The sequence below is a fragment of the Marinobacter sp. B-12 genome, from assembly GCF_056857915.1.
Genome location: NZ_JBSXOB010000047.1, coordinates 120,623 through 144,948 on the forward strand (window position 1 = coordinate 120,623; position 24,326 = coordinate 144,948).

Below are 24,326 nucleotides of genomic sequence, written 5' to 3' on the forward strand. Positions count from 1 at the left end.
TCCGCACCCGACGAATGTCAGATGTGCTCTACCTGCTCGATTTCATACTCAACGGTGCCCGAAGGCACACGCACGGCAACCACGTCACCCTCGCTCTTGCCTACCAGCGCCCGCGCAATCGGCGAAGAAATGGACAGCTTTCCGGCCTTGATGTCCGCCTCATCCTCTCCAACGATCTGGTAGCTGACCTGCTCATCGGTATCGACATTGAGCATTCGCACGGTGGTGCCGAAGATCACCTTGCCAGTATTTTCGATGGTGTTGACGTCGATCACCTGGGCTGCGGACAGTTTGCCTTCAATTTCCTGGATACGCCCTTCGATAAAGCTCTGCTGCTCCCGAGCGGCGTGGTATTCCGCGTTCTCTTTCAGGTCTCCGTGTTCGCGGGCATCGGAAATAGCCGCAATCACCCGGGGACGATCTTCGGACTTCAGTTTCTGAAGCTCCTCACGTAGGCGGATTTCACCCGCCTTTGTCATGGGTACTCTGTCAGCCATAGTCTTACTTTCCTGCGTGTAGATCCTGGAGGCGGCGCACAGTGCGCTCGGGGCCGAATTTGATGGCCCTGCAGAAGGCTTCGCCGCCCGCCAGTGTCGTTGTGTAGGTTACCTTGGTCTGCAGGGCCGACTGGCGAATCTGTGCCGAGTCGGAAATCGCCTTGCGACCTTCGGTGGTGTTAATAATCAGCTGCACCTGACCATTCTTAATCGCGTCCACGATATGCGGACGACCTTCACGAACCTTGTTCACCCGATCAACGGTGAGCCCGGCCTGCTTCAGCGCCTTGGCGGTACCGGTGGTGGCAATTACCTTGAAACCGGCGTCAATCAGATCCTGTGCCACTTTCGCGGCCCCGGGCTTATCGACGTCCCGCACGGACATGAAAGCCGTGCCCTTGGCCGGCAGGCGCTCACCAGAGGCCAGGGCTGCCTTGGCAAAGGCTTCGTCGAAGCTGTCACCAATACCCATCACCTCACCGGTGGACTTCATCTCCGGCCCCAGGATCGGGTCCACCGCCGGGAACTTGTTGAACGGAAACACCGATTCCTTGACCGAATAGTAAGTCGGCACAATTTCCTGGGTGAAGCCCTGCTCTGCCAGTGACTTGCCAGCCATGCAACGGGCCGCCACTTTGGCCAGGGACACACCGATGGCCTTGGACACAAACGGCACGGTACGGGACGCCCGCGGGTTGACCTCGATCACGTAGATCTGGCCACCCTGCCAGGCCAACTGGACGTTCATCAGACCGATGACATCCAGTTCAATAGCCATCTTGCGTACCGCCTCGCGCATCTCATCCTGCACGTCTTTCGGCAGGGTGTAGGGCGGCAGGGAACAGGCGGAGTCACCGGAGTGCACGCCGGCCTGCTCAATGTGCTGCATGATACCGCCGATCACCACGTCCTTGCCGTCACTGATGGCGTCAATGTCCACCTCGATAGCGGCATTGAGGAAGTGATCCAGCAGCACCGGGCTGTCATTCGACACCAGCACCGCGTTGCGCATGTAGCGAACCAGCTCTTCCTCGTCATAGACGATTTCCATGGCACGGCCACCCAGCACATAGGACGGGCGCACTACCAGTGGATACCCGATCTCCCGCGCCGCCAGGATGCCTTCCTCGTGACTGCGCACGGTGGCGTTTTCCGGCTGGACGAGGCCCAGGCGGCCGATCATCTGCTGGAAACGCTCCCGGTCTTCGGCGCGGTCGATGGCGTCCGGGCTGGTACCGATGATGGGCACGCCCGCCGCTTCCAGGCCACGGGCCAGCTTCAGCGGGGTTTGGCCGCCGTACTGGACAATCACACCCTTGGGTTTTTCGACGTGAATAATTTCCAGCACGTCTTCCAGGGTTATCGGCTCGAAATAGAGTCGGTCCGAGGTATCGTAGTCGGTGGAAACGGTTTCCGGATTACAGTTGATCATGATGGTTTCATAACCGTCGTCGCGCATCGCGAGGGCGGCGTGAACACAGCAGTAATCAAACTCAATACCCTGACCGATGCGGTTGGGACCACCGCCGATCACCACGATCTTCTCGCGACCAGAGACATCCGCCTCGCACTCTTCCTCATACGAGGAATACATGTAGGCCGTCGAGGACGCGAATTCAGCCGCACAGGTGTCCACCCGCTTGTAAACCGGGCGGATGTCCAGATCATGACGCAGCTTACGCAAGCTGACCTCGGAAATACTCAGCAGCTTGGCCAGGCGCGCATCGGAGAAGCCCTTGCGCTTGAGACGGAACAATGTGTCGCGATCAATATCCGCCTTGCCAGCGGACTTGAGGGCAGCCTCTTCTTTGATCAGGTCCTCAATCTGCACCAGATACCAGGGGTCGACATGGGTGTTGTTGAACACCTCGTCGACGGTCATGCCGGCGCGGAAGGCATCGCCGATGTACCACAGGCGCTCGGCGCCGGGAACGTTCAGTTCCTGGGTCAGGGTTTCCTGGCCGTCGGTGGTGTTCAGATCAACCTTCTCTTCGAATCCGTCGGAGCCCACCTCCAGGCCACGCATGGCTTTCTGCAGGGACTCCTGGAAGGTACGGCCGATGGCCATCACTTCACCCACGGATTTCATCTGGGTGGTCAGGCGCGCATCAGCCTGAGGGAACTTCTCGAAAGTGAAGCGCGGAATCTTGGTGACCACATAGTCGATACTGGGCTCGAACGAGGCCGGAGTGACGCCACCGGTGATTTCGTTGCGCAGCTCATCGAGGGTGTAACCCACCGCCAGCTTGGCGGCCACCTTGGCAATCGGGAACCCCGTTGCCTTGGACGCCAGCGCCGAAGAACGTGACACACGGGGGTTCATCTCAATCACAACGACACGGCCGTTGTCCGGATTCACGCCGAATTGCACGTTGGAACCGCCAGTTTCCACACCGATCTCACGCAGTACCGCCAGAGAGGCGTTCCGCATGATCTGGTATTCCTTGTCGGTGAGGGTCTGGGCCGGCGCGACGGTAATGGAGTCACCGGTGTGCACGCCCATCGCATCAAAATTCTCGATGGCGCAGACGATGATGCAGTTGTCGTTCTTGTCGCGGACAACTTCCATCTCGTACTCTTTCCAGCCGATCAGGGACTCGTCGATCAGCAGCTCGTTGGTCGGAGACAGATCCAGACCACGGGTACAGATTTCCTCGAACTCGTCGCGGTTGTAGGCAATACCGCCGCCGGAACCACCCATGGTGAAGGACGGGCGGATGATGCAGGGAAATCCGATATCATCGGCCACTTCCCAGGCTTCCGCCATGGAATGGGCGATCGTGGCGCGTGGGCACTCCAGGCCGATCTTCTTCATGGCCTTGTCAAAACGATCCCGGTCTTCGGCCTTGTCGATGGTGTCGGCATTGGCGCCGATCATTTCCACACCATGCTCGGCCAGAACGCCGTGCTTTTCGAGGTCCAGGGCGCAGTTCAGGGCTGTCTGACCACCCATGGTGGGCAGCAACGCGTCCGGCTGCTCTTTCTCGATGATCTTGGCAACGGTCTTCCAGGTGATGGGCTCGATGTAGGTGGCATCGGCCATTACCGGGTCGGTCATGATCGTGGCCGGGTTGGAGTTCACCAGGATAACCCGGTACCCCTCTTCACGCAGGGCTTTACAGGCCTGGGCTCCGGAGTAGTCAAACTCACACGCCTGCCCAATCACGATGGGGCCCGCGCCCAGAATCAGAATGCTTTTAATGTCGGTACGCTTTGGCATCAACGTGCCTCCATCAGGCGGATAAATTCATCAAACAGCGGCGCTACATCGTGGGGGCCAGGGCTCGCTTCCGGGTGACCCTGGAAACTGTAGGCTGGCTTGTCGGTACGGCGGATTCCTTGCAGAGACCCGTCGAACAGGGATTTGTGGGTCGTCTCCAGATTGCCCGGCAGGCTGGCTTCGTCCACTGCAAATCCGTGATTCTGACTGGTAATCATCACGGTACCGTCGGCGATGTTCTGTACCGGATGGTTGGCGCCATGGTGGCCATGTCCCATCTTGATGGACTTGGCCCCGCTGGCCAGGGCCAGCAACTGGTGGCCAAGACAGATGCCAAAGACGGGGATATCGGTCTCCAGCACATCTCGAATGGCTCTGATGGCGTAGTCACAAGGCTCTGGGTCGCCGGGGCCGTTGGACAGGAAAATACCATCCGGATTCATCGCCAGCACATCAGCGGCGGAGGTCTGGGCTGGCACAACGGTGATGTCACAGCCGCGACTGGCCAGCATACGCAGGATATTGAGTTTCACGCCGTAGTCCCAGGCGACAACCTTGAACTTTGATTCCGTGCGTTCGCCATAACCACTTTCGATATCCCACTCGCTCTGGCTCCAGCTCCAGGCTTTTTCCGAGGTAACTTCCTTCGCCAGATCCATGCCTTTAAGGCCGGGAAAAGCGTTGGCCAGCTCCAGGGCGCGCTCGGCCGTGGCGTCTGCGCCGGCGACCACGGCCCCATTCTGGGAGCCTTTATCCCGCAGGATTCGGGTCAGGCGACGGGTATCGATGTCGGCAATGCCAACGATGTTGTTGTCACGCAGGTAGTCCTGTAACGAGCCAGTGCTGCGCCAGTTACTCACCAGCAGGGGCAGATCACGAATAATCAGGCCGGCGGCCTGGACGCGATCGGATTCGATGTCTTCTTCGTTCACACCGGTGCTGCCGATGTGGGGGTATGTAAGGGTGACAATCTGGCGGGAGTAGGACGGGTCGGTCAGAATTTCCTGATAACCGGTCATGGCGGTGTTGAACACCACCTCTCCGCTGGTCTCCCCTTCAGCGCCAATGGCGGTGCCGTAGAACAGGCTTCCGTCTGCGAGTGCAAGGATGGCAGGTGTACTCAAGGCTTGTATCCTCATCGAGTGGCGTACAGGTTCGTCACGAACAGGAACGCAAGCGCAAATTCAGGTCGCAAAAAAGCGAGAGGGAGTTGAACTCCGTCCCGCTTTTTCTGTTGAGCGTTGTCAAAGCTACGCTTGGTGCAGTTAAACCGCCTTATTGTACGAAATATGGCAGTTTGTGTCCACGCGAAATCTTGCTCGTCGCTACTTCACAGCCCCAACACATCCTGCATGTCGTACAACCCGGCCGGTTTACCTTCCAACCACAATGCTGCACGCATCGCACCTTTGGCAAACGTCATCCGGCTGCTGGCTTTGTGGGTAATTTCTATACGCTCGCCTTCAGTGGCAAACAGAACGGTATGATCGCCTACCACATCGCCGGCCCGAATGGTTTCGAAGCCGATTTCCTTGCGGGTGCGCTCACCGGTGAATCCCTCGCGGCCATAGACGGCACACTCTTTCAGATCGCGACCAAGGGCGTCGGCGACAACTTCGCCCATTCGCAAAGCCGTACCCGAAGGCGCGTCTTTCTTGTGGCGGTGGTGAGCTTCGATAATTTCAACGTCATAGTCGTCACCCAGGGCCGCAGCGGCAGTGCGCAGCAGGTTGAGGGTGACGTTGACGCCGACACTCATGTTGGGAGCAAACACCACGGGAGTTTTCTCGGCGGCTACGGCGAGCTGCTCTTTCTCGGCGTCGTTCAAACCCGTGGTGCCGATCACAATCATCTTGCCGTTGGCTTTACAGAATTCCGCGTTTTCCAGGGTCAAGTCCGGGAAGGTGAAGTCAATGAGTACGTCGAAATCGTCCTTCACATCGGCCAGGCTGCCAGCCATCTTGACCCCGGTTTTGCCGATGCTGGTCATTTCACCGGCGTCAGCGCCAACAAGACTGCTGCCTGGTTCGACGACAGCCGCGCCGAGCTCCAGGCCCTCGGTTCCGTCAACAGCTTCAATCAACACCTTACCCATGCGCCCTGCGGCGCCGATGATTGCTACCCTCATCATGCCTGCCCTCAGAATTTCATTTCGTCGAAGAAGCTTTTCACGCCTTCAAACCAGGAGGTTTTTCGTGGGCCGTGCTGGTTCCCGTCGCCACCGTCCAGGGTCTGCTGAAACTCTTCCAACAGCTCTTTCTGGCGCTTGGTGAGGTTAACCGGAGTTTCCACAGCCACGCGGCACAGCAAATCACCGGACGGACCACCACGAACCGGGCTAACGCCTTTGTTACGCAGACGGAACAGCTTGCCAGTCTGGGTTTCCGGCGGAATCTTCAGCTTAACGCGACCGTCGAGCGTCGGCACTTCAAGTTCGCCGCCGAGGCTGGCATCGACGATACTGATAGGCACTTCGCAGTAGAGGTTACGGCCATCACGGGTAAAGATGGAATGCTCCCGAACCGCGACCTGCACGTAGAGATCACCGGAAGGGCCACCTTCAACGCCCATCTCGCCCTCACCGGAGAGACGGATACGATCACCGGTATCCACACCCGGTGGTACCTTGACGGACAGTGTTTTCTCTTCCTGGATGCGACCGGCTCCGTGACACTTCTTACACGGATTTTTGACGATCTTGCCGGAACCGCGACAGGTAGGACACGCCTGCTGCACCGTGAAAAAGCCTTGCTGCATCCGTACCTGGCCCATGCCATTACAGGTACCACAAGCTTCCGGCCGAGAACCCTTCTCGGCCCCGGTGCCGTCGCAGGTGTTGCACTCAGTATGGCCGGGAATGCGGATTTGAACGGTTTTGCCTTTTACCGCCTCTTCCAGATCCAACTCTAGCGTGTAGCGCAGGTCAGCCCCGCGTGTGTTGCGGCCACCGCGGCCGCCGCCAAAGATGTCACCAAACACATCGCCAAAGATGTCGGAGAAGCTGGCACCGCCACCGCCTCCGAATCCGCCGCCGGCAGAACCATCGACACCGGCGTGGCCAAACTGATCATAGGCCGCGCGCTTGGAGGAATCAGAGAGTATTTCATAAGCTTCGCTGGCTTCCTTGAACTTATGATCGGCGTCCTCATCATCCGGATTCCGGTCAGGATGATACTTCATCGCAAGCTTGCGGTAGGCTCGCTTGATCTCTTTTTCATCCGCTTCCCGGGACACCCCGAGAATCTCGTAATAGTCGCGCTTGGCCATGCTCTAAAACCCTGTTGGTAAAACGAGGAAAACGCGGGGGAGCTCCCGCGTTTTCCAACTGCCTGATGATCTTAAGCTTTATCGCTTGTCGTCGTCTTTGACTTCTTCAAACTCGGCATCAACGGCGTCGTCACTGGAACCGGACTGGGCGGCTTCTTCGCCTCCGGCCTGCTGAGCCTGTTCTGCCTGATCCGCATACATCTTCTGGGCCATTTCAGAAGACGCTTCCGTTAGCTTCTGGGTCTTGGCCTCGATGTCGTCCTTGTCGGAACCAGCCAGGGCTTCTTCCAACTCCTTGATAGCAGCCTCGATAGACTCCTTCTCACTGTCGGACACCTTGTCACCAGCATCGGTCAGGGTCTTACGCACGGTATGAACCATCGCGTCGCCCTGGTTGCGGGCCTGGACCAACTCTTCGAACTTGCGATCTTCGTCGGCGTTGGCTTCCGCGTCCTGAACCATCTTCTCAATTTCGTCGTCGTTCAGACCTGAAGACGCCTTGATGATGATGGACTGCTCTTTACCGGTCGCCTTGTCTTTGGCCGACACGTTCAGGATACCGTTGGCATCGATGTCGAAGGTGACTTCAATCTGCGGCGTGCCACGGGGCGCCGGCGGAATGTCCGCCAAGTCGAAGCGGCCCAGTGATTTGTTCTGTGTCGCCTGCTTCCGCTCACCCTGGACCACGTGAATGGTCACGGCGGTCTGGTTGTCATCCGCAGTGGAGAAAGTCTGCGACTTCTTGGTCGGGATGGTGGTGTTCTTGTCGATCAGTGGTGTCGCCACGCCACCCATGGTCTCAATACCCAGGGTCAGCGGGGTAACGTCCAGCAGCAGAACGTCTTTCACATCACCGGAAAGCACGGCCGCCTGGATCGCAGCACCCATGGCTACAGCTTCATCCGGGTTCACGTCTTTACGTGCTTCCTTACCGAAGAAGTTCTTCACTTTCTCCTGAACCATCGGCATGCGAGTCTGGCCACCGACCAGGATGACCTCATCGATTTCACCGATCTTGGCACCGGAATCTTCCAGCGCGGTACGGCAGGGCGCGAGACTGCGCTCAACCAGCTCTTCAACCAGTGACTCCAGCTTGGCACGGGTCACTTTCACGTTCATGTGCTTGGGACCGCTGGCATCCGCCGTTACGTACGGCAGATTCACGTCGGTCTGCTGGCTGCTGGACAGCTCAATCTTGGCCTTCTCGGCGGCCTCTTTCAGGCGCTGCATGGCCAGTGAGTCGCCACGCAGGTCGATGCCGCTGTCTTTCTTGAACTGATCGGCAAGATATTCGATCAGCTTCATGTCAAAGTCTTCGCCGCCCAGGAAGGTGTCGCCGTTGGTGGCCAGCACTTCAAACTGGTGCTCACCGTCAACATCGGCAATCTCGATGATGGAGATATCGAAGGTACCACCGCCCAGGTCGTAAACGGCTACCGTACGGTCACCGCTCTTCTTGTCCAGGCCATAGGCCAGAGCTGCTGCAGTCGGCTCGTTAATGATCCGCTTCACGTCCAGACCAGCGATTTTACCGGCGTCTTTGGTGGCCTGACGCTGGCTGTCGTTGAAGTAGGCCGGCACGGTGATAACGGCTTCAGTTACCTTCTCGCCCAGATAATCTTCCGCGGTTTTCTTCATCTTCTTGATGACTTCCGCAGACACCTGCGGCGGCGCCATCTTTTCGCCTTTCACTTCCACCCACGCATCGCCATTATCAGCCTTGGCGATTTTGTACGGCACCATCTTGATGTCTTTCTGAACCACATCGTCTTCGAAACGACGACCGATCAGACGCTTGATGGCATAGAGGGTATTGTTCGGGTTGGTGACCGCCTGGCGCTTGGCAGACTGGCCTACCAGCGTTTCGCCATCTTCGGTATACGCAATGATGGAAGGCGTGGTGCGGTCGCCCTCTGCGTTCTCGATAACCTTGACCTTGTCACCATCCATGATGGCAACACAGGAGTTTGTGGTTCCCAGGTCGATACCAATAATTTTACTCATGCAATTGCTCCAATTCGGTTGTTCAATTCAGTTCCGGCTGCCTTAAAAGTTGCCCCGGAGTACCGGTGCGCCGCCTGTTTACTGGCTATATTGGCGCGTTAATCTACTTTTCAAGCCTGCTCGTCGATTTTTGGTGCGTCATCGGCCTTGGCGACCACCACCATTGCGGGACGAACAAGGCGATCATTCAGGGTGTAGCCCTTCTGGACCACGGCCACGATACTGTTGGGCTCGGCATCAGGCGCCGGCACCATGGACATGGCCTCATGCTGCTGAGGGTCAAACGGCTCACCCACGGGGTTAAGCTGAACCACATTGAACTTGCCGAGACTGCCCATGAACAGATTGAGGGTCATCTCGACCCCTTCGCGTATCGAGGCCACCAGTTCGCCGGCATTTTCATGCCCCTCAGTGCTTTCAACCGCCTTTTCCAGGCTGTCAGCGACCGGCAGGAGCTCCTTCACAAACTTCTCCAGCGCGAATTTGTGGGCTTTCTCCACATCGATCTCAGCGCGGCGGCGAACATTCTGCATCTCCGCCTGGGAACGCAACATCTGCTCCTGAAACTCCTGCGCCTGGGCCTTCAGGGCCTCAATTTCGCTTTCCGGGCCGGCTTCGGCACTGCCTTCCGTCGCCGTTTCTTCTTCCGGAGCGGCTTCCACAGTGTCTTTCAACTCTTCTTCCACCTGTTCGTTACGATTCTCGTCAGCGCTCATGACTACTCCTGCTTGATCGTCGGCGGCCAGACGACCGGCCGGTTAACGTTTGGTTTCCGACCGCCAGAGGCCAGAAAAAACATGTTTGCGAACGGATATGGGGCCCGTATCGGATGTTTCAACCGTTGCGCGCCTCATTCATTCACAAATTGGCCAGCGATGTTTGCAAACTGGAAAAACCCTGTATATATTCACAGTTACTGTATGTAATCACAGTATTCAGGAATCGAGCGGAGGACCTCTGCATGCTCACACAGCTCACCGTTTCCAATTACGCCATTGCCGAGCGGGTCGAACTTCAGTTTGGAAAGGGCATGACGGCACTGACCGGAGAAACCGGTGCCGGTAAATCCATTGTCCTGGACGCCCTTGGCCTTGCCATGGGCGGGCGCGCCGACGCTGGCGCCGTACGCCATGGCGCCAAACGCGCCGACATCACCGCCACCTTCGACGTGTCCCGCATTGCCGAAGCCCGGCAATGGCTGGAAAATCATGAGCTCGACGACGACAACGAATGCATCCTGCGCCGAGTGATCAGCAAGGACGGCCGCTCTCGTGCCTACATCAACGGCCAGCCCTGCCCCCTCGCCCACCTGAAGGACCTAGGCAGCGCCCTGATGGACATCCACAGCCAGCATCAGCACCAGTCCCTGCTACGCAAGGAGACCCACCGCAAACTGCTGGACGAATTTGCCAACGCAGAAGAGCTGGGAGAACAAACCAGGGACGCCTGGAAGGCCTGGCACAAAACCCGCCAACGGCTGACCGAACGCCAGCAGAATGCCGATGAGGCAGAGGCCCGCCTGCAATTGCTGCGCTACCAGGTGGAAGAACTGGACCGCCTGGCACTGGAAGACGGAGAGCAGGAAGAACTGGAGAAGGAGCAGGAACAGCTCAGCCATGCCGACGCGGTACTACACAATAGCCATCAGGCGACCCTGCTTTGCACGGAAGACGAGAATAGCGCAGCGGATCTGGTGCGCCAGGCATTACAGCAACTGGAACAGTTGCCGGTGGCGGTACCGGCACTGACGGAAACCATCCAGATGCTGAACGAGGCCCAGATTCAGATCACCGAGGCTGGCGACAACCTGCGCCACTTTGTGGAAGATTACGACGCCGACCCAGCCCGACTGGCCGAAGTGGAAGAGCGCCTGAGTGCTATTTACCAGATGGCCCGCAAGCACCGAATCACACCGGAGACTCTCCCGGAATTCCACCAAAGCCTGAGCGCCGAGTTGGCGTCGCTGGACGACGGCGAAGGCAGCGTTGTGAAACTGGAAGCGGAGCTGGAAGAACAGAGAAGCCACTTCAATACACTGGCCACCGAGCTGTCGAATGCTCGCCAACAGGCTGCTGCCAACCTTGATCAGCGCATCGCGGAGGAGCTCGCCCAACTGAGCATGCCCGCGGTCCAGTTCGTCACCCATCTGAGCCGAAACAAGGGCGACGAGCCCGCACCTCATGGCCTGGAAGACATTGAATTCCTGGTCAGCGCCAACCCGGGCCAACCCGCACGCCCTCTAGCCAAAGTGGCCTCGGGCGGCGAACTCTCACGCATCAGCCTGGCCATTCAGGTGGTAGTTGCACAAACCTCCACCACACCAACACTGGTCTTTGATGAAGTGGATGTGGGCATTGGTGGCGGAACCGCCGAAGTGGTTGGCCGCCTGCTTCGCAGCCTGGGCAGCAATGGACAGGTTTTGTGCGTAACGCACCTTGCCCAGGTTGCAGCCCAGAGCCATCAGCACCTGTTCGTCAGCAAGTTTACGGAATCAGACGCCACTTACTCGAAGATTGAGTCACTGGACGACAATGGCAGGGTCAGCGAAGTGGCAAGAATGCTCGGTGGCGTGGATATGACCGAACACACCGTTGCCCACGCCCACGAAATGTTCACCAAAGGCCAGGCAACGCATCACTGAACAGCTTGATAGGTAAGCGTATTCCCCTCTCGATCCTGAGAGTTGTTGGGGCGGGCCAAAAACCCGCCCCTTTTTTTCTTTTTGCCCGGAACAAATACTGAATGATCAGGACTTGATGGGTTTGACGTAAAGAATCAGGCTGTGATCGACAATCTCATAACCTCGTTCTTTGGCAATCTTTTGCTGCCGCTCTTCAATCACATCATCGACGAACTCAATGACCTTACCAGTCTGAGTGCAGACCATGTGATCATGATGATCATCTCCAGCCATCTCAAATACGGCGTGACCACCCTCGAAGTTGTGGCGCAGAACCAGGCCAGCTGCCTCAAACTGAGTCAGCACCCGGTAGACGGTTGCCAGGCCCACGTCATCACCCTGTTCGAGGAGCTTTTTGTACACATCCTCGGCGCTGAGGTGATGCTCCTCGGAATTCTCCAGAATATTGAAGATCTTCACTCTTGGCAGAGTGACTTTAAGACCGACTTTTCGTAATTCGGTGTTTTCGGATGACATGTTACGATTCACTCTTTGGTGTGCCTCACGGCTTCCGGTATGATGAAGCCGCATGTTAACGGTCAGACCGTGTCACACCTGCCCCTGGCAGGCGATTTCAAGATAGAGGATTTCCCCCGGCGATGCAAAAGCTCACAGCTCTCATTCTAACTCTCATCATGGCTGGCTGTGTTTTCCCAGGCGTATACAAGATCAACGTACAACAGGGGAACATACTGACCGACGAAGAGCTGACATCACTGGCCGAAGGCATGTCCCGCAGCCAGGTCCACTCCCTGCTGGGGACACCGCTGATGACCAACCCCGCCGATCCGTCGCGGGAATACTACGTGTATACCTTCCAGCGCAGTGGTGGCGACATCAAGGAACAACGGGTCATCGTCTACTATGATAACGACCAGTATTCCCATTACGAAGCCCAACTGCTGGAAGAAACGCCCGCCTACTGAGCCGGCCTCAGCCCTTTTTCTTTGCCCGGTTGAGCCGGGCTTGCTTGGGATCGATCTGTAGCGGCCGGTACACTTCAACCCGGTCGCCGTCCCGTAATTCGTGGGCAGATGGGTTTTTGATCACCTTGCCGAAAACCCCCATATCGTCACTTTCCGGGTCGACCTCAGGAAATATGGCAACAATGCCGGAGCGCTTCACAGCCTCCACAGCGGTGGTGCCCTCTTCAACATTCAAGCTGATGATTTCCTGCCTGTCCGGCCGGGCAAAGGCCACCTCTACTCGAATCATTGTTATCCCCCGAGATAGACCTGGTCTGCGCGGCGGCAGAACGCATCCACCATGGTATTCGCAGCCTGATTGAAGACCGGCCCGAACGTCATCCTCGACAAGGATCCGGAAAACTCGAATTCCAGTGTGAGAATCACCTTGCAGGCGTTATTCTGCAAGGGTTTGAATTGCCAACGACCGCTAAGGTTGCGGAAAGGGCCATCCACCAGGCTCATTTCAATGGTATGCGGCAGATACAGCTGGTTGCGCGTGGTCAGCCGGTGACGGATACCACCTTTGGCAATATCCATGGATGCCATGATCTCGTGGTCTGTCTGCTCATGCACCTGGCTGGCCGAACACCAGGGAAGAAAGTCGGGGTAGCTGGCAACATCGTTGACCAAGTGGAACATGCGTTCCGCCGAGTGCATGACCAGCGCGGTCTTGTCGATCTGATGGGGCATTGGAACCGGACGTCCTGCTTGCGAATACTCTTGAGTTGAAGACCCTGCGAAAGGGGGTGCCCGTTAACCGGGACGCCAATATCAGACGCTATGATAAAGGATATCACCGTTGTTGGGGTCACTTTCCTGCCCCGCCGGGCCATTCTTACCGCTCTTCTCTCCCGGTTTGGCCCCTGGCTCGCCACCAGCGCCATCGGCCTCATGGTCGGAATCATCCGCATCGGGGGCGGCCGGTGTCATTGTACTTGGCGCCAACTCAGCGGAAGGTTCGCACCACAACCCGTTGCTACCGCTGTCGCACAAAGCCACCAGCGACGTGGCGGTGTACTGCAGGCCGATATACGCCACCACCAGTGGCAAAATCAAGCGCATCACCCAAAACCATATACGGCCAATCAGGCGTGGTGCCTTTCCCAGTATGGTGAAGGTCAGATTGCGGGTCAGGTACCAGCCTGCGAAGACGGAAATCAGGATACTCACCAGCGGAATCAGAAGGCCACCCGTGATCAGCTCAAGCCAGCGGAACAAGGTGCCCCCGGCAAAACGCTCGTCGGACCATAGATTGAAGGACAGCAACGACCCAAGCCCCGCCAGCCAGACCGAGCTGCCCATCAGGAAGGCGGACAAGCCCCTTGGTGCGCCTGTCCACTCCTGAAACCAACCGACTACCGGCTCAAGCAATGAAAGAGAGGTCGTCCACACAATCATGACGATGACCAGAAACACAGCCGTCACCAGAAACTGACTGCCCGGCAGATCCGCCAGGGCCACCGGCAGCGACAGGAACAGTAGCCCGAACCCTCGCTCGCCTTCCATGGAATGGCCATCGGGCGCCAACGAGTAAATCGCCAACCCGGCCCCGATGGCAATCAGGGTATCCATCAACACCACAGCCAGCACAGAACGCTTAAGACGAGTGTCCGCGGGTGTATAGGCACCGAACAGGGTCCATACGCCCATTCCGAGCCCAAGAGTGAAAAACGCGTGAAACAACGCTGCCCGCAAACTGTCCAGGGTCACGTCGGCGGGGCGGAAATCCAGCATGAAGTCCGACGCGCTGCGAAAATCCCCGCTCCAGGCGGCAAGACCGCAGAGCGACAGCAAAATAAGCATCATCGCCGGTGCCACCACCCGCACCGCACGCTCTACACCGTCCACCACACCCTGCATCGATACCCACACCACCAGCAACAGGAAGAACCCGTGCCAGCCCATGAATACGCGATAGTCCCGAGAGTCTGATACCAACGCCGAGAGGATACCTGCAGCTTCGGCCTCCCCGGCACCAATAAACCGCCCCATCGCACCATAGAACACATAGGCCAGAGCGATGGCACCGAAAACAGCCGTAAAGGAAAGCACCAGAAAAGCCGCCAGCACACCCAGCCGGCCAGCCCACATCCACGCCCGGGACCGACGCGCACTGCGAACAAAACCATCCATCGCCAGCACCAATCCGTGGCGGGCATATCTTCCCATGGCGGATTCGGTCACCATCAACGGCAGGGTCACCAACAACAGGCACGCCAGGTACAGCAATATGAACAACCCGCCGCCATGCTGGCCGGCCAGGTAGGGGAACTGCCACACGTTCGCCAGACCAAAGGTTGCCCCCGTCGCGGCCCAGAAAAAAGTGGTTGGCCGGGTCCAGGACCCGATTGGTGTTTCGTATGGAGTAGGCATTCCATTCCCTGACGACATCTCAGCGCACATTGTAGCGGAGGAATCACAACCCATACGACCATCAACTCAGTGAATCGCGCCGATTTCGTGACCAGTCTGGCACTCCTGGGCTACAATGCGCGCTTTTCCGGCACGATTACGCACGGTAAATTTTCTGTCCGACTCCGGATCAACGATTCATGAGCAAGAAGAAACCCGGCGCACCGAGCGCCACCATTGCCCTGAACAAAAAGGCAAAACACGAGTACCACATCGAGGAACGCTTTGAGGCGGGTCTGGCCCTGCTCGGTTGGGAAGTAAAATCCATCCGCGCCGGCAAGGCGCAGCTCACCGATGCCTACGTGCTGCTTAAGGACGGAGAGGCCTGGCTGCTGGGATCTCACATCATTCCGCTCACTGCCGCCTCAACCCACGTTATCGCGGACCCGACCCGAATCCGCAAACTGCTGTTGCACGCCAAGGAAATTGCCAAGATCGTCGGCAAGGTTAACCAGGCGGGCCACACCTGCATTCCGCTGGCCATGTACTGGAAGAAGAACAAGGTGAAATGCGAAATTGCCCTGGTGAAAGGCAAGAAGCTCTTCGACAAGCGTGCCACCGAGAAAGAACGGGACTGGAACCGCCAGAAACAACGCATCCTCCGCGAAACCAACGTCTGATCCGCTGGCCGGGCCCCGGGCCCGGCACCCTCACCGCTACCCGCAACTTGTGTCGCATCTGCATCCTCTTTTAGCCCCTCCCTGATCGGCCTATACTCGATCCCTTACCCCAATCCGCATACGGACAGCGGCTACCCAGGGACAGATGGGAACCAAAGGGAGCAAGTGATGACACACCGACAAACACCCATGTCTGCAGTAGATCGCTCGTGGCTACGTATGGAATGCCCCGAGAACCCCATGATGATTTCAGCGGTGCTGGTGTTTGATCAGCCCATTGCCCTCAAACGCCTCAAACGCACGCTCGACGAACGCTTTCTCACCTTCCGGCGCTTTCGACAACGCGTCGTCACCGAAGGCGACCGCACGTACTGGCAGGACGACTCACTCTTTCACATCGACAACCATATTCACGTTCTTGCCCTGCCCGGCGATGGCGGCAAACAGGAACTGCAAACACTGACCAGCGACCTGACCAGCACCTCACTGGATTTCCGGCGCCCGCTCTGGCAAATCCACTACATCGAGAATTACCAGGGTGGCTGTGCCCTTCTGGTTCGCATCCATCACTGCATTGCTGACGGCATTTCACTGGTTCGTGTGCTGCTCTCACTGACCGACAATTCACCGGAACCAAGGCTCAGCCGGGTATCAACATCCAGCCATACCAAGCCTCACGCACCTCAGGGTCTACGCCAGTTCGCCAGCCGGGCTTTGCACAATGGACAAACCGCCATCGACCAGGCAGGACTGTTTCTCAAGTCCATCCGGAACGACCCGGGCTACCCGTTCAAACTGGCCACCACCGCTGGCAACATCACCGTCGACCTGCTCAAGCTCGGCCTGGCCCCGGCGGAACCAGACACCTGCCTGAAAACACCCCTGAGCGGTCGCAAGCATGTCGCCTGGGCCGACCCGCTGAGCCTGGCCGAAGTGAAGGTGTGCGCCAGAGCCCTGCGCGGCACCGCCAACGATGTGCTGCTGTGTGCCGCCGCCGGTGCGTTGCAAAGGCATTTTATCGCCACTGGCGAGGCCACGCCGGAATGCGGCGTTCGCGTTGCCGTGCCGTTTAACCTGCGGCCGATGCGGCAACCCATCGAAACCCTGGGCAACCAGTTCGGGCTGGTGCTGGTCACCCTGCCCGTGGAGGAAACCGATCCGATCATGCGGTTCCGCCAGGTTCAGGAAAACATGAACCGCCTCAAACGCTCCTACCAGGCTCAGGTAACCTACAGCCTGCTCGACCTGTTCGGGCGCGGCCCGGATGTCCTTGAGCGGCGGGCGCTCTCCATGCTCAGCAACAAAGCCTCTGCGGTACTCACTAACGTGCCGGGCCCAAAAGAACCTGTATATTTGGCGGGAGCAAAGCTCACCCAACCCATGTTCTGGGTGCCCCAAAGCGGCAATATCGGCATCGGTTTGAGCATTTTCAGCTACGCCGGCACGGTGCAGTTTGGCATCACCATCGACAAGAACATCAAGGCCGACCCCGCAAACGTGATGGGGCATTTTCGCGACAGCTTTGCCGAACTCCTGGACGCCGCGTTGCACAACAGCGAACAGAACACCGCCCGGGCCGCCAGTTGATAGGTACAAATGACCACCCGACACCACAAAACAAAACCAGGAAAACCTTGAAGTTGGCGGAAGCAGCCACATATACTGTCGGTAAGGGGACGACATGGCTTCGACGCTGGTGGCGAACCCTTGGGTGCATGTCGAGATGGCAGCCAATCTCGTTAATCCAAAGCTGCAACGCAATAGTCGCAAACGACGAAAACTACGCACTAGCAGCGTAAGCTGCTAGTCGTCCTGACCGGGTCGCCCGTAGCCCGGAAGCAACATCTCAGGACGTCATCGCTTACGGGATGCTCCGTTTTCCAGAGTTCACTGGCTAACGGCTAAGATTTAAAGAACTCGGTTCTTGCACCCTGGCTCTCGGGTCGCTTGAACTTAAATCAATAGAGAGACGCTAAACATGTAGACCTCAAGGCTGAGTACTGGCGGACGCGGGTTCAATTCCCGCCGTCTCCACCAACCAAGAGTTTCAGGAGATCCATCGAGATCCACTGAAACGCCCCAAGGCCCCGGAAACGGGGCTTTTTTTATGCCTGCAAGGTCCATATTCATCCACTGGCTTCCACGCTCACTTGTGGGTAACATTGTGGGTAACAGCGCTTTTTCATGCTCCGTTACCCACAAAATGGATACCCATGGCCCGCCAGCTCAACAAACTCTCCGCGAACGAAGTGAAAAACGCCAAAGATTCCGGCAAGATGCGGAAGCTGGCAGACGGTGGCGGCCTCACCCTCGTTATTAAAGGTGAATCCAAGTACTGGTGGTTGCGGTACCGCTTTGCGGGTAACGAGAAGACCCTTTCGTTAGGTAGTTACCCACAAGTCTCTCTCGCAGCTGCGCGTAAGGCACGGGACGATGCCAGAGCATTACTACAGCAGAAAATCGATCCCAGCGCTCACAAACGCCAGGAGTCTACGCAGAGGGTATCCGATGGTGAAAACACCTTTCGCACCCTCTGTGAGGACTGGTACCAACAAAAGCACTCTGTAGAAGTCACAGAAGCGCATGCGGTCCGGAATTGGAGAAGGCTGGAGATCTACACCTTTCCTTTGCTCGCCAGACGTCCAATTCGCTCCATTCTGCCAGCCGACGTTCTACAAGTCCTGGATGGAATTGTCAGAAAGGGCAACGTAGAAACCGCTCATCGTGTCAAAACGCTAATCAGCTTGGTATTCCGTTATGCGGTGGCAACTTCGAGAGTCGATTCAGACGTTACCCGGGATCTGACCGGTTACCTACCCAACACACAAGTTAAGCACCAGCACGCCTTGGTTCGCCCTGATGAAGTCTCCCAGCTACTTAAAGACATCCATACCTACCAGGGCCACTTTGCTACGTCAGCCGCCTTGAGGCTTTCCCCACTGGTTTTTACGCGCCCAGGCGACACCCGGCAGATGCTTTGGGAACAGATCGATTTCGAAAGGGCTCAGTGGGAACTCCCAACAACGAAAAATGGCGCCCCTTTGATCGTGCCGCTGTCTGATCAAGCAATTGCCATACTGCGCGACGTAGAGCCGGTCACCAAACACCGAAGCCCATACGTGTTCCCAAATGCACGGGACGCCAAACGACCCATGAGCAACGTCGCTATAAAGGCTGCACTAGATCGCATGGGCTACGGAGGGAAAATGACCGCTCACGGTTTCAGAGCGGCAGCACGAACGCTTCTGCAAGAGGAGCTGAAGTACCCAGTGAACATTATTGAGATGCAACTGGGGCACCGAGTTGCCGATATGCATGGCAGAGCCTATAACAGGACGGAGTTTCTCGACGACCGCCGTTCAATGATGCAAGCCTGGGCAGATTACCTAGACGAACTCAGACAAGCTCCCTATGCCACACAGAAATAAATAACATGAGCTAAAATTTAAATGAGCGATCCAACGAATCCCCAAAACTATCCGCAGCAAACTCGCGCTCCCAAGCCGGCACCTCCCACGAAAGCCGATCAAGTAAGATCTATTGTCAACATCACGTTGTCGTTCACGCAAAAACGATTGCATAAAAACGGAAACGTTTATCTCGTGGACCCTCAAACCAGAAAGGTTTTCTTCATTGACGATGAAACAATTTTTAACAAGATTACCGAATTAGCGTTATACGAAAATAATATCGTTATTAGCAACTCAGCAATAGAAACTGCGAAGCGGATTCTCAAAGTTGAAAGTGGTGCTACTCCAAGCAAGATAAGTTACAGAGTTGGCATAGGGCAGCACGCCTATTTCCTAGACCTGGCTGACGGAATGAATTTCATCCAATATTCATCGGATGGAGCCAAACAGGTGCGACTAGATCCCCGCTCTATGCACCTCATAGATGTAGATTTTTTACGGCCACCCAACCTTTCCCGAATCGACGCTATAACTCAAGATAAACCAGATGTACCGGGAGATTTTCTTTCGAATTATGATGAAAAGGAGTTTTCTTATCAGCTATCAGGAAAAACACCTTACCTGAATTATTTATTAAGGCTCACCAACATCCCAGAAAAATACTATAGTACCATTATAACTTGGATGGTCTGCACACTTTTTCCCGAAACGGACCAAACGCTTCTGGAAATAACCGGCGAAGAAGACTCTGGAAAAAGCACTGCAGCTTGGATTATCAAAAGCTTGATAGATCCGTCGGAGAAAACATTAAGCGAACCTCCTAATTCGCCAAAAGATTTGCTTGCTATTGCCAAAAACAATTACATAATTGCAATAGATAATGCAGATAATCTTTCAGAAACTATGCAAAAACAAATTTATGAGTTATTAAGCAACGGAATACAAAGCCAAATCAACCACGGCAACTCAGGAAGCAATTGGACCGTCAATTTAAGGAACCCAGTTATCTCTGTTAGTACATCCTCGGCGCTCTCGAACCCACTTCTTTCCAAAAAAGCCATATCAATTGATCTCCCAAGTCTAGAGGAGAAAGCACTAAATGATAATGTTAAGATGCTATCTCAAGAAATGAACTCCCAAGCTTTACTCGAATTGGCAAAAATTGCAGCTGGCACACTTAAAAAGACAAGATCACCTGCACTCAGAATCAATAACGAAATATATTTCGACGACTTTGCATTAATGGGATCAATGGTCTGCAAATATTTTAACGCCAGCGCTGACTCATTCGCGAAAACACTTAACGAATTAAGACACGAAACCAACGAAGATATAATAGATGAATCTATTGTTGGCAAATATATTCTTTTATGGGCAGCTGAAAACCCAAAATACAAAGCAAATAAACCTTTAAATGACTGGCAAAAAGAACTCTTTAAAAACCTTTCAGAAGAAGACCGTAATGATTGGCCAAAAAGCACTCGGAAATTTGGTGCTGAATTAAAGAAAATTGCCCCTCGACTTAAGAAAAAAGGAGTCTTTTGCAAATCATTAGGAAAACACGGTTCTAATGTTCTTTGGGAGATCAGAGTCAGTTAGGCCACTTGAACCCGCGAAAGACGTTTACGACATGTAAGACTTCTTTTTGGATTTTAGCCAAAAATTTTTCCTTCCAAGGCCCGAAATAGGCCTAGTTCGCGCCGATTTTCTCACCAATTTACTGCGATTTTGTCTACACCGTCTAACCAACGCTCCACTAAGTTTGTAATTCTTTCCGCCTGAGCCGAACACACGGCTTCCTAGTTGAGCATCGATTAGCGCTCCAGCCCATGATCGTCAAAAAGCCCAGCTTCCGCCGCAACACCTCACTTTCTAGCAATACATAAATGGGGATCAATCTCCTTCGATACACTGGTATCTATTATTGTTTACACGTTCGCCAGATCCTTTGAACGCATACGCTTTGGAGGAAAAAATGAGAGTGCTAAGACTTAAGGACGTAATTGAGAAGACCGGCCTAGCCCGCTCGACTATTTATAAGTACGTTGACGCAGGAATTTTCCCAAAACCTATCTCTCTTGGAGGCCGATCGGTGGGTTGGGTTGACGCCGAGGTACACCAGTGGATTACAGAAAGAATTGAAAACCGCGATATTCAAAACCACCCGATGAACCATCATTCATTTGCTTAATCGATCCCCTCGGAAAATAATCGATCATTAAAATGATCTTGATATTTATGCAGAGTAACACCGCTTTGAAATTCTAAGGCTCGCTCGAGCAATCTGAACCCAAAATTCCGGGTGTATCGGCAAACTAGATGTAGGTTAATAATAATATTTATTTACCAGCGTCTAACAAGACAAATACTAACAAGATGATCAATACAACAGTGACATAACCAATTAAGAGATACCTCTATATTTAGAGCAGGTATTCTGGGCATTGCTGTGCCCATTGATCAAGTTTTGAGGATATCGTCATGTTTAATATTCCATATCTTGAAAGGCATCACCAAGATCCTAACCTGTGCATATACTACGAGCGTGATTACAATGGAATGCCAATTATTTGGCAAAGGGGTCCGTATATTTACAACTATCTCCAACGAATTGATGAAACCATCCAATCAGCATTAAATGAACACAGTACCATAATGGCTGTCAGGGTTGAGTTAAGACTTCCCACACAGTTTGACTGGATGAGGCAATCAGGAAGACCCATCTTCAGCCGCTTTATCGATTCATTGAAAGCAAAAATCAAAGCAAGGAAAGATAGGACAGAAAGAGGCGGTAGCCGATTTCACTCTACAACCGTGCATTATGTCTGGGTCCGAGAGTTTGGAGAAGAAGACAAGCCTCACTACCATTGCGTGCTGCTTTTAAATAAACAGACCTTTAGGGGCCTCGGCGAGTATAACCCTCAATCTAATAGCCTATACAGTATGATTGATAACGCTTGGCATAGCGCTCTTGGGCTCGAACAAGGCCTCGCTGATGGGCTTGTGAGCATTCCTGGCAGGAAGGATTCTTCCAGTCCTATCTACTGGATTAGAAAAGGCGAAGATTACAGCGAACTCTTCTATCGAGTCAGTTACTTTGCGAAGCTCCCTACCAAACGATTCGGGTTAAATAGCCACAACTTTGGCACAAGCAGGATTCCTGGCAACTAAATCGACCTTTACTCTCTGCCCCCTCGCCTCCCCGCTTGGCCTACAAAATTGACCAACATGAAAAAAATCCAAACCAACCGTCAACAGCTGCGAAAGTCGCTGCGTATTTTCAGGGAAATGAAAACACAGACTATCGAGCAATAATGATTCGCGAGTGTGGGCAAAGAGTGAAACTTATCCATTTGGGCGTGTCTTGACCAATCCATACTTCCTGGCCCGGCACTCGCTCACTCATTATACCGACAGCGACAACACGAGAACGAGATCTCCCGCAAAACAAGGTCTCAGGAATGATCGAAAGTCACTATCCCCACTCGAATATGCAAACCTTCCTGAATATCGTCGAGCAATTAAAGGGTGTGAAGAAAGTAGCCCTGCATGGACCTGAGGGGACGCCAATCCAGCCCCTCGGCATTTCGCAGGCTGATGATCTCCGCTATGAGCAGGAGTACTCCGTTTCCCGGATTGGTGAGGACCTACCGGAAACCATGAGCGGAAACCGAGGCCTTGAGCTGCTGCCATGGAATTTGAAGGCGCAGCTCAAGGCGCGGTAATGTCAACTCGCGCTGCAAGTTAAAGATTACGAACGGCCCAAGCCAACTCCTGAACCGCTCTTGCACTGCTTGGGCTTGTCGGTACAACTACGATGCCCCTCCGGCCAGGGGCAGTTAACTTCCCGTGTTTTTTGCCACGCTTGAAGCCCCACCCCTCTTGAACCAGTTGTTTTGCATACTTGTTGACGTCTTTATCCGAGGAATACTTCATGCCACTCCCCCGCCGTTTCCGGGGTATCGGGAGCTGAACTTATCGACATCGAAGTTAACCTGGCTGAATGCCTTTTCAGCCCCAACCCAGAGGATAGGCTGGCTATACTCATAGCCTGCTGAGCATGGTGAGTTCTGAAAAAACCGGCCCTGGGGATCAACCATGATGTAGGACTCCACCATATCCTGGTTATCTTCAATCACGGCAATCTTGCGGTACTTTCGGTGGCGATTTAAAAAGAACTGAAATTCCTCATCTGTGATAGTCATGGACTGATCCGTCACAGGCAGAACCCTTAAAACCTTCCACTTGTCGGGCTGTATCAGCGATATCAGGTCCGAGAAATCATCCTGCCAGTTCACTCGATTAACAACGGTATTCAACTTGATCTTAATCGCTGGGTTCCGCTCCCTGATGACTTCAACAGCCTTTCGCAGCTGCTCCAAATCCAAGAACTCCCCTTGCGAGTTGATACGCCCAATAAGGCGGTTACTGAACGCTTGAGCTGAGTCGATGCTGATTCCTAGCACCTCCAGGCCCGCACCAATGCGACGGGCAATCCGCTCTGTCAGAAGAGAGCCGTTCGTTATCAGCGAAGCCCGAAGCCCAACCCGTCGCGCAAACTTAACAGTGTCCTCGACAACGGAGGGAAATAGCAGCGGTTCACCTCCAGCGATGTTCAACCGGGTGTTCGACCAGGCCATTTTCCAAGCCAGTGGGTTCCGGGAATTAATCGGATCGAAGAATCCTCGCAGCTCCGACAGCAGCTGATGTATCTGGTAGTCTTGCCGAATCAGATCTTTTACCGACTCATCGCGTTGCCAATGGGCATAGCAATACCGGCAAGAATAATTACAGGCTTCTGTGAGATGCCAGTTGATGACCAGCTGTTTCGGATTGTGCGCGTTGTAGTGCAACATTGTTTCCTCTCCTCGGTTTGACGACGTGAGAGCGAACAATAAGTTTTGAGTGGTTGGGTTAGTGGAAAACGCGTTCCCACCCCCCCCCTAAATGGAGAAGTTTTGGCCAACATTCCCTCAAAAGAGTCCGTCCTCGCCTTCATTCGCGACACCCTCCAAGCGGGCCCAGCCGACAAGAAGAGAAGAGAATTCGAGGAACTTCGACGAAAGAGCGACACCCAGCTCTCCACAACGGAAGATTATGTCGATGACTGTCACCGCCGGAGTAATACTGACCCACTAGCGCCGACTTAAAATTGACCCACCTGGGGCAAAATGGCCGCCTAATACCATGATCAGGGCGGCGGCCGATGTTGACTCAGGAGACACTTGTGGAAATTCATGTATTGCAT

Annotated in this window: 21 protein-coding genes and 1 other RNA gene; 10 read left to right on the forward strand and 12 right to left on the reverse strand. The window is 55.0% G+C overall.

Features of this window, described 5'->3' with window-relative positions; all coding sequences use genetic code 11:
* Positions 1 to 17: 17 nt before the first annotated feature.
* The 7 genes from greA to grpE form a co-directional block, all read right to left on the reverse strand.
* The gene (gene greA / locus AC13D2_RS08395) at positions 18 to 497 is read right to left on the reverse strand and encodes a transcription elongation factor GreA (RefSeq protein WP_292048674.1); all 480 of its coding nucleotides are present in this window, start codon (positions 495 to 497) and stop codon (positions 18 to 20) included.
* A 4-nt stretch (positions 498 to 501) separates the two neighbouring features.
* Positions 502 to 3,717, reverse strand: a complete 3,216-nt coding sequence (gene carB / locus AC13D2_RS08400) for a carbamoyl-phosphate synthase large subunit (RefSeq protein WP_300496477.1) — start codon at positions 3,715 to 3,717, stop codon at positions 502 to 504.
* Positions 3,717 to 4,841, reverse strand: coding sequence for a glutamine-hydrolyzing carbamoyl-phosphate synthase small subunit (gene carA, locus AC13D2_RS08405; protein WP_292048676.1), 1,125 nt, complete (start codon positions 4,839 to 4,841; stop codon positions 3,717 to 3,719). The genes carB and carA overlap by 1 nt, the downstream gene beginning before the upstream one ends.
* Before the next feature lie 206 nt (positions 4,842 to 5,047).
* On the reverse strand, positions 5,048 to 5,845 hold the full coding sequence (dapB, locus tag AC13D2_RS08410; RefSeq protein WP_300496522.1) for a 4-hydroxy-tetrahydrodipicolinate reductase: 798 nt from the start codon (positions 5,843 to 5,845) through the stop codon (positions 5,048 to 5,050).
* Positions 5,846 to 5,856: 11 nt separating this feature from the next.
* Positions 5,857 to 6,984 carry a molecular chaperone DnaJ gene (dnaJ, locus tag AC13D2_RS08415; protein WP_292048678.1) on the reverse strand — a complete coding sequence of 376 codons (1,128 nt, stop codon included), beginning with the start codon at positions 6,982 to 6,984 and terminating at the stop codon, positions 5,857 to 5,859.
* Positions 6,985 to 7,062: 78 nt separating this feature from the next.
* On the reverse strand, positions 7,063 to 8,988 hold the full coding sequence (gene dnaK, locus AC13D2_RS08420) for a molecular chaperone DnaK (RefSeq protein ID WP_300496474.1): 1,926 nt from the start codon (positions 8,986 to 8,988) through the stop codon (positions 7,063 to 7,065).
* A gap of 110 nt (positions 8,989 to 9,098) precedes the next feature.
* Positions 9,099 to 9,704: a nucleotide exchange factor GrpE gene (gene grpE, locus AC13D2_RS08425; protein WP_482938462.1), complete on the reverse strand. Its 606-nt coding sequence runs from the start codon at positions 9,702 to 9,704 to the stop codon at positions 9,099 to 9,101.
* A gap of 245 nt (positions 9,705 to 9,949) precedes the next feature.
* On the opposite strand from grpE, the gene recN reads away from it, so the two are divergent.
* Complete coding sequence (gene recN, locus AC13D2_RS08430) at positions 9,950 to 11,629, forward strand: DNA repair protein RecN (RefSeq protein WP_292048681.1); 1,680 nt, start codon at positions 9,950 to 9,952, stop codon at positions 11,627 to 11,629.
* A 105-nt stretch (positions 11,630 to 11,734) separates the two neighbouring features.
* Here recN and fur read toward each other — a convergent pair whose 3' ends face one another.
* Positions 11,735 to 12,145, reverse strand: coding sequence for a ferric iron uptake transcriptional regulator (fur, locus tag AC13D2_RS08435; RefSeq protein ID WP_300496471.1), 411 nt, complete (start codon positions 12,143 to 12,145; stop codon positions 11,735 to 11,737).
* 122 nt (positions 12,146 to 12,267) lie between these two features.
* On the opposite strand from fur, the gene AC13D2_RS08440 reads away from it, so the two are divergent.
* On the forward strand, positions 12,268 to 12,594 hold the full coding sequence (locus AC13D2_RS08440; RefSeq protein ID WP_007153121.1) for an outer membrane protein assembly factor BamE: 327 nt from the start codon (positions 12,268 to 12,270) through the stop codon (positions 12,592 to 12,594).
* A 7-nt stretch (positions 12,595 to 12,601) separates the two neighbouring features.
* Here AC13D2_RS08440 and AC13D2_RS08445 read toward each other — a convergent pair whose 3' ends face one another.
* The 3 genes from AC13D2_RS08445 to AC13D2_RS08455 all read right to left on the reverse strand — a co-directional run bounded on the left by AC13D2_RS08445 (position 12,602) and on the right by AC13D2_RS08455 (position 15,009).
* A complete protein-coding gene (locus tag AC13D2_RS08445; protein WP_300496468.1) occupies positions 12,602 to 12,883 on the reverse strand; it encodes an RnfH family protein in 282 nt (93 codons plus the stop codon).
* 2 nt (positions 12,884 to 12,885) lie between these two features.
* Complete coding sequence (locus AC13D2_RS08450) at positions 12,886 to 13,326, reverse strand: type II toxin-antitoxin system RatA family toxin (protein WP_036212167.1); 441 nt, start codon at positions 13,324 to 13,326, stop codon at positions 12,886 to 12,888.
* An 81-nt stretch (positions 13,327 to 13,407) separates the two neighbouring features.
* A complete protein-coding gene (locus AC13D2_RS08455; RefSeq protein ID WP_300496465.1) occupies positions 13,408 to 15,009 on the reverse strand; it encodes a sodium-dependent transporter in 1,602 nt (533 codons plus the stop codon).
* Positions 15,010 to 15,188: 179 nt separating this feature from the next.
* On the opposite strand from AC13D2_RS08455, the gene smpB reads away from it, so the two are divergent.
* The 8 genes from smpB to AC13D2_RS08495 all read left to right on the forward strand — a co-directional run bounded on the left by smpB (position 15,189) and on the right by AC13D2_RS08495 (position 22,803).
* Positions 15,189 to 15,668, forward strand: a complete 480-nt coding sequence (smpB, locus tag AC13D2_RS08460) for an SsrA-binding protein SmpB (RefSeq protein WP_482938463.1) — start codon at positions 15,189 to 15,191, stop codon at positions 15,666 to 15,668.
* Between the two features lie 168 nt (positions 15,669 to 15,836).
* On the forward strand, positions 15,837 to 17,255 hold the full coding sequence (locus AC13D2_RS08465; RefSeq protein ID WP_300496462.1) for a wax ester/triacylglycerol synthase family O-acyltransferase: 1,419 nt from the start codon (positions 15,837 to 15,839) through the stop codon (positions 17,253 to 17,255).
* Positions 17,256 to 17,340: 85 nt separating this feature from the next.
* Positions 17,341 to 17,705, forward strand: a transfer-messenger RNA (tmRNA) gene (gene ssrA / locus AC13D2_RS08470).
* A 176-nt stretch (positions 17,706 to 17,881) separates the two neighbouring features.
* Positions 17,882 to 19,096 carry a tyrosine-type recombinase/integrase gene (locus AC13D2_RS08475; RefSeq protein WP_482938464.1) on the forward strand — a complete coding sequence of 405 codons (1,215 nt, stop codon included), beginning with the start codon at positions 17,882 to 17,884 and terminating at the stop codon, positions 19,094 to 19,096.
* Positions 19,097 to 19,117: 21 nt separating this feature from the next.
* Complete coding sequence (locus AC13D2_RS08480) at positions 19,118 to 20,677, forward strand: ATP-binding protein (protein ID WP_482938465.1); 1,560 nt, start codon at positions 19,118 to 19,120, stop codon at positions 20,675 to 20,677.
* A gap of 376 nt (positions 20,678 to 21,053) precedes the next feature.
* The gene (locus AC13D2_RS08485; protein WP_482938466.1) at positions 21,054 to 21,269 is read left to right on the forward strand and encodes a helix-turn-helix transcriptional regulator; all 216 of its coding nucleotides are present in this window, start codon (positions 21,054 to 21,056) and stop codon (positions 21,267 to 21,269) included.
* Between the two features lie 290 nt (positions 21,270 to 21,559).
* Entirely contained in the window at positions 21,560 to 22,249 is a 690-nt protein-coding gene (locus AC13D2_RS08490) for an inovirus Gp2 family protein (RefSeq protein ID WP_482938467.1), read from the forward strand.
* A 290-nt stretch (positions 22,250 to 22,539) separates the two neighbouring features.
* Positions 22,540 to 22,803 carry a hypothetical protein gene (locus tag AC13D2_RS08495; protein WP_482938468.1) on the forward strand — a complete coding sequence of 88 codons (264 nt, stop codon included), beginning with the start codon at positions 22,540 to 22,542 and terminating at the stop codon, positions 22,801 to 22,803.
* Between the two features lie 207 nt (positions 22,804 to 23,010).
* On the opposite strand, the gene AC13D2_RS08500 is transcribed toward AC13D2_RS08495, so the two are convergent.
* Positions 23,011 to 23,934 (reverse strand): viperin family antiviral radical SAM protein, encoded by a 924-nt coding sequence (locus AC13D2_RS08500; protein ID WP_482938469.1) that lies wholly within the window; start codon positions 23,932 to 23,934, stop codon positions 23,011 to 23,013.
* Between the last annotated feature and the right edge of the window lie 392 nt (positions 23,935 to 24,326).

Bases quoted from the DNA above. Each gene is read 5' to 3' on its own strand.
- recN (WP_292048681.1), top strand. From the start codon at position 9,950: ATGCTCACACAGCTCACCGTTTCCAATTACGCCATTGCCGAGCGGGTC.
- smpB (WP_482938463.1), top strand. From the start codon at position 15,189: ATGAGCAAGAAGAAACCCGGCGCACCGAGCGCCACCATTGCCCTGAAC.
- AC13D2_RS08475 (WP_482938464.1), top strand. From the start codon at position 17,882: ATGGCCCGCCAGCTCAACAAACTCTCCGCGAACGAAGTGAAAAACGCC.
- AC13D2_RS08500 (WP_482938469.1), bottom strand. From the start codon at position 23,934: ATGTTGCACTACAACGCGCACAATCCGAAACAGCTGGTCATCAACTGG.
- AC13D2_RS08480 (WP_482938465.1), top strand. From the start codon at position 19,118: ATGAGCGATCCAACGAATCCCCAAAACTATCCGCAGCAAACTCGCGCT.
- AC13D2_RS08495 (WP_482938468.1), top strand. From the start codon at position 22,540: ATGATCGAAAGTCACTATCCCCACTCGAATATGCAAACCTTCCTGAAT.
- AC13D2_RS08465 (WP_300496462.1), top strand. From the start codon at position 15,837: ATGACACACCGACAAACACCCATGTCTGCAGTAGATCGCTCGTGGCTA.
- fur (WP_300496471.1), bottom strand. From the start codon at position 12,145: ATGTCATCCGAAAACACCGAATTACGAAAAGTCGGTCTTAAAGTCACT.
- AC13D2_RS08450 (WP_036212167.1), bottom strand. From the start codon at position 13,326: ATGCCCCATCAGATCGACAAGACCGCGCTGGTCATGCACTCGGCGGAA.
- grpE (WP_482938462.1), bottom strand. From the start codon at position 9,704: ATGAGCGCTGACGAGAATCGTAACGAACAGGTGGAAGAAGAGTTGAAA.
- carB (WP_300496477.1), bottom strand. From the start codon at position 3,717: ATGCCAAAGCGTACCGACATTAAAAGCATTCTGATTCTGGGCGCGGGC.
- dnaK (WP_300496474.1), bottom strand. From the start codon at position 8,988: ATGAGTAAAATTATTGGTATCGACCTGGGAACCACAAACTCCTGTGTT.
- AC13D2_RS08455 (WP_300496465.1), bottom strand. From the start codon at position 15,009: ATGCCTACTCCATACGAAACACCAATCGGGTCCTGGACCCGGCCAACC.
- greA (WP_292048674.1), bottom strand. From the start codon at position 497: ATGGCTGACAGAGTACCCATGACAAAGGCGGGTGAAATCCGCCTACGT.
- AC13D2_RS08445 (WP_300496468.1), bottom strand. From the start codon at position 12,883: ATGATTCGAGTAGAGGTGGCCTTTGCCCGGCCGGACAGGCAGGAAATC.
- AC13D2_RS08485 (WP_482938466.1), top strand. From the start codon at position 21,054: ATGAGAGTGCTAAGACTTAAGGACGTAATTGAGAAGACCGGCCTAGCC.
- AC13D2_RS08440 (WP_007153121.1), top strand. From the start codon at position 12,268: ATGCAAAAGCTCACAGCTCTCATTCTAACTCTCATCATGGCTGGCTGT.
- AC13D2_RS08490 (WP_482938467.1), top strand. From the start codon at position 21,560: ATGTTTAATATTCCATATCTTGAAAGGCATCACCAAGATCCTAACCTG.
- dapB (WP_300496522.1), bottom strand. From the start codon at position 5,845: ATGAGGGTAGCAATCATCGGCGCCGCAGGGCGCATGGGTAAGGTGTTG.
- dnaJ (WP_292048678.1), bottom strand. From the start codon at position 6,984: ATGGCCAAGCGCGACTATTACGAGATTCTCGGGGTGTCCCGGGAAGCG.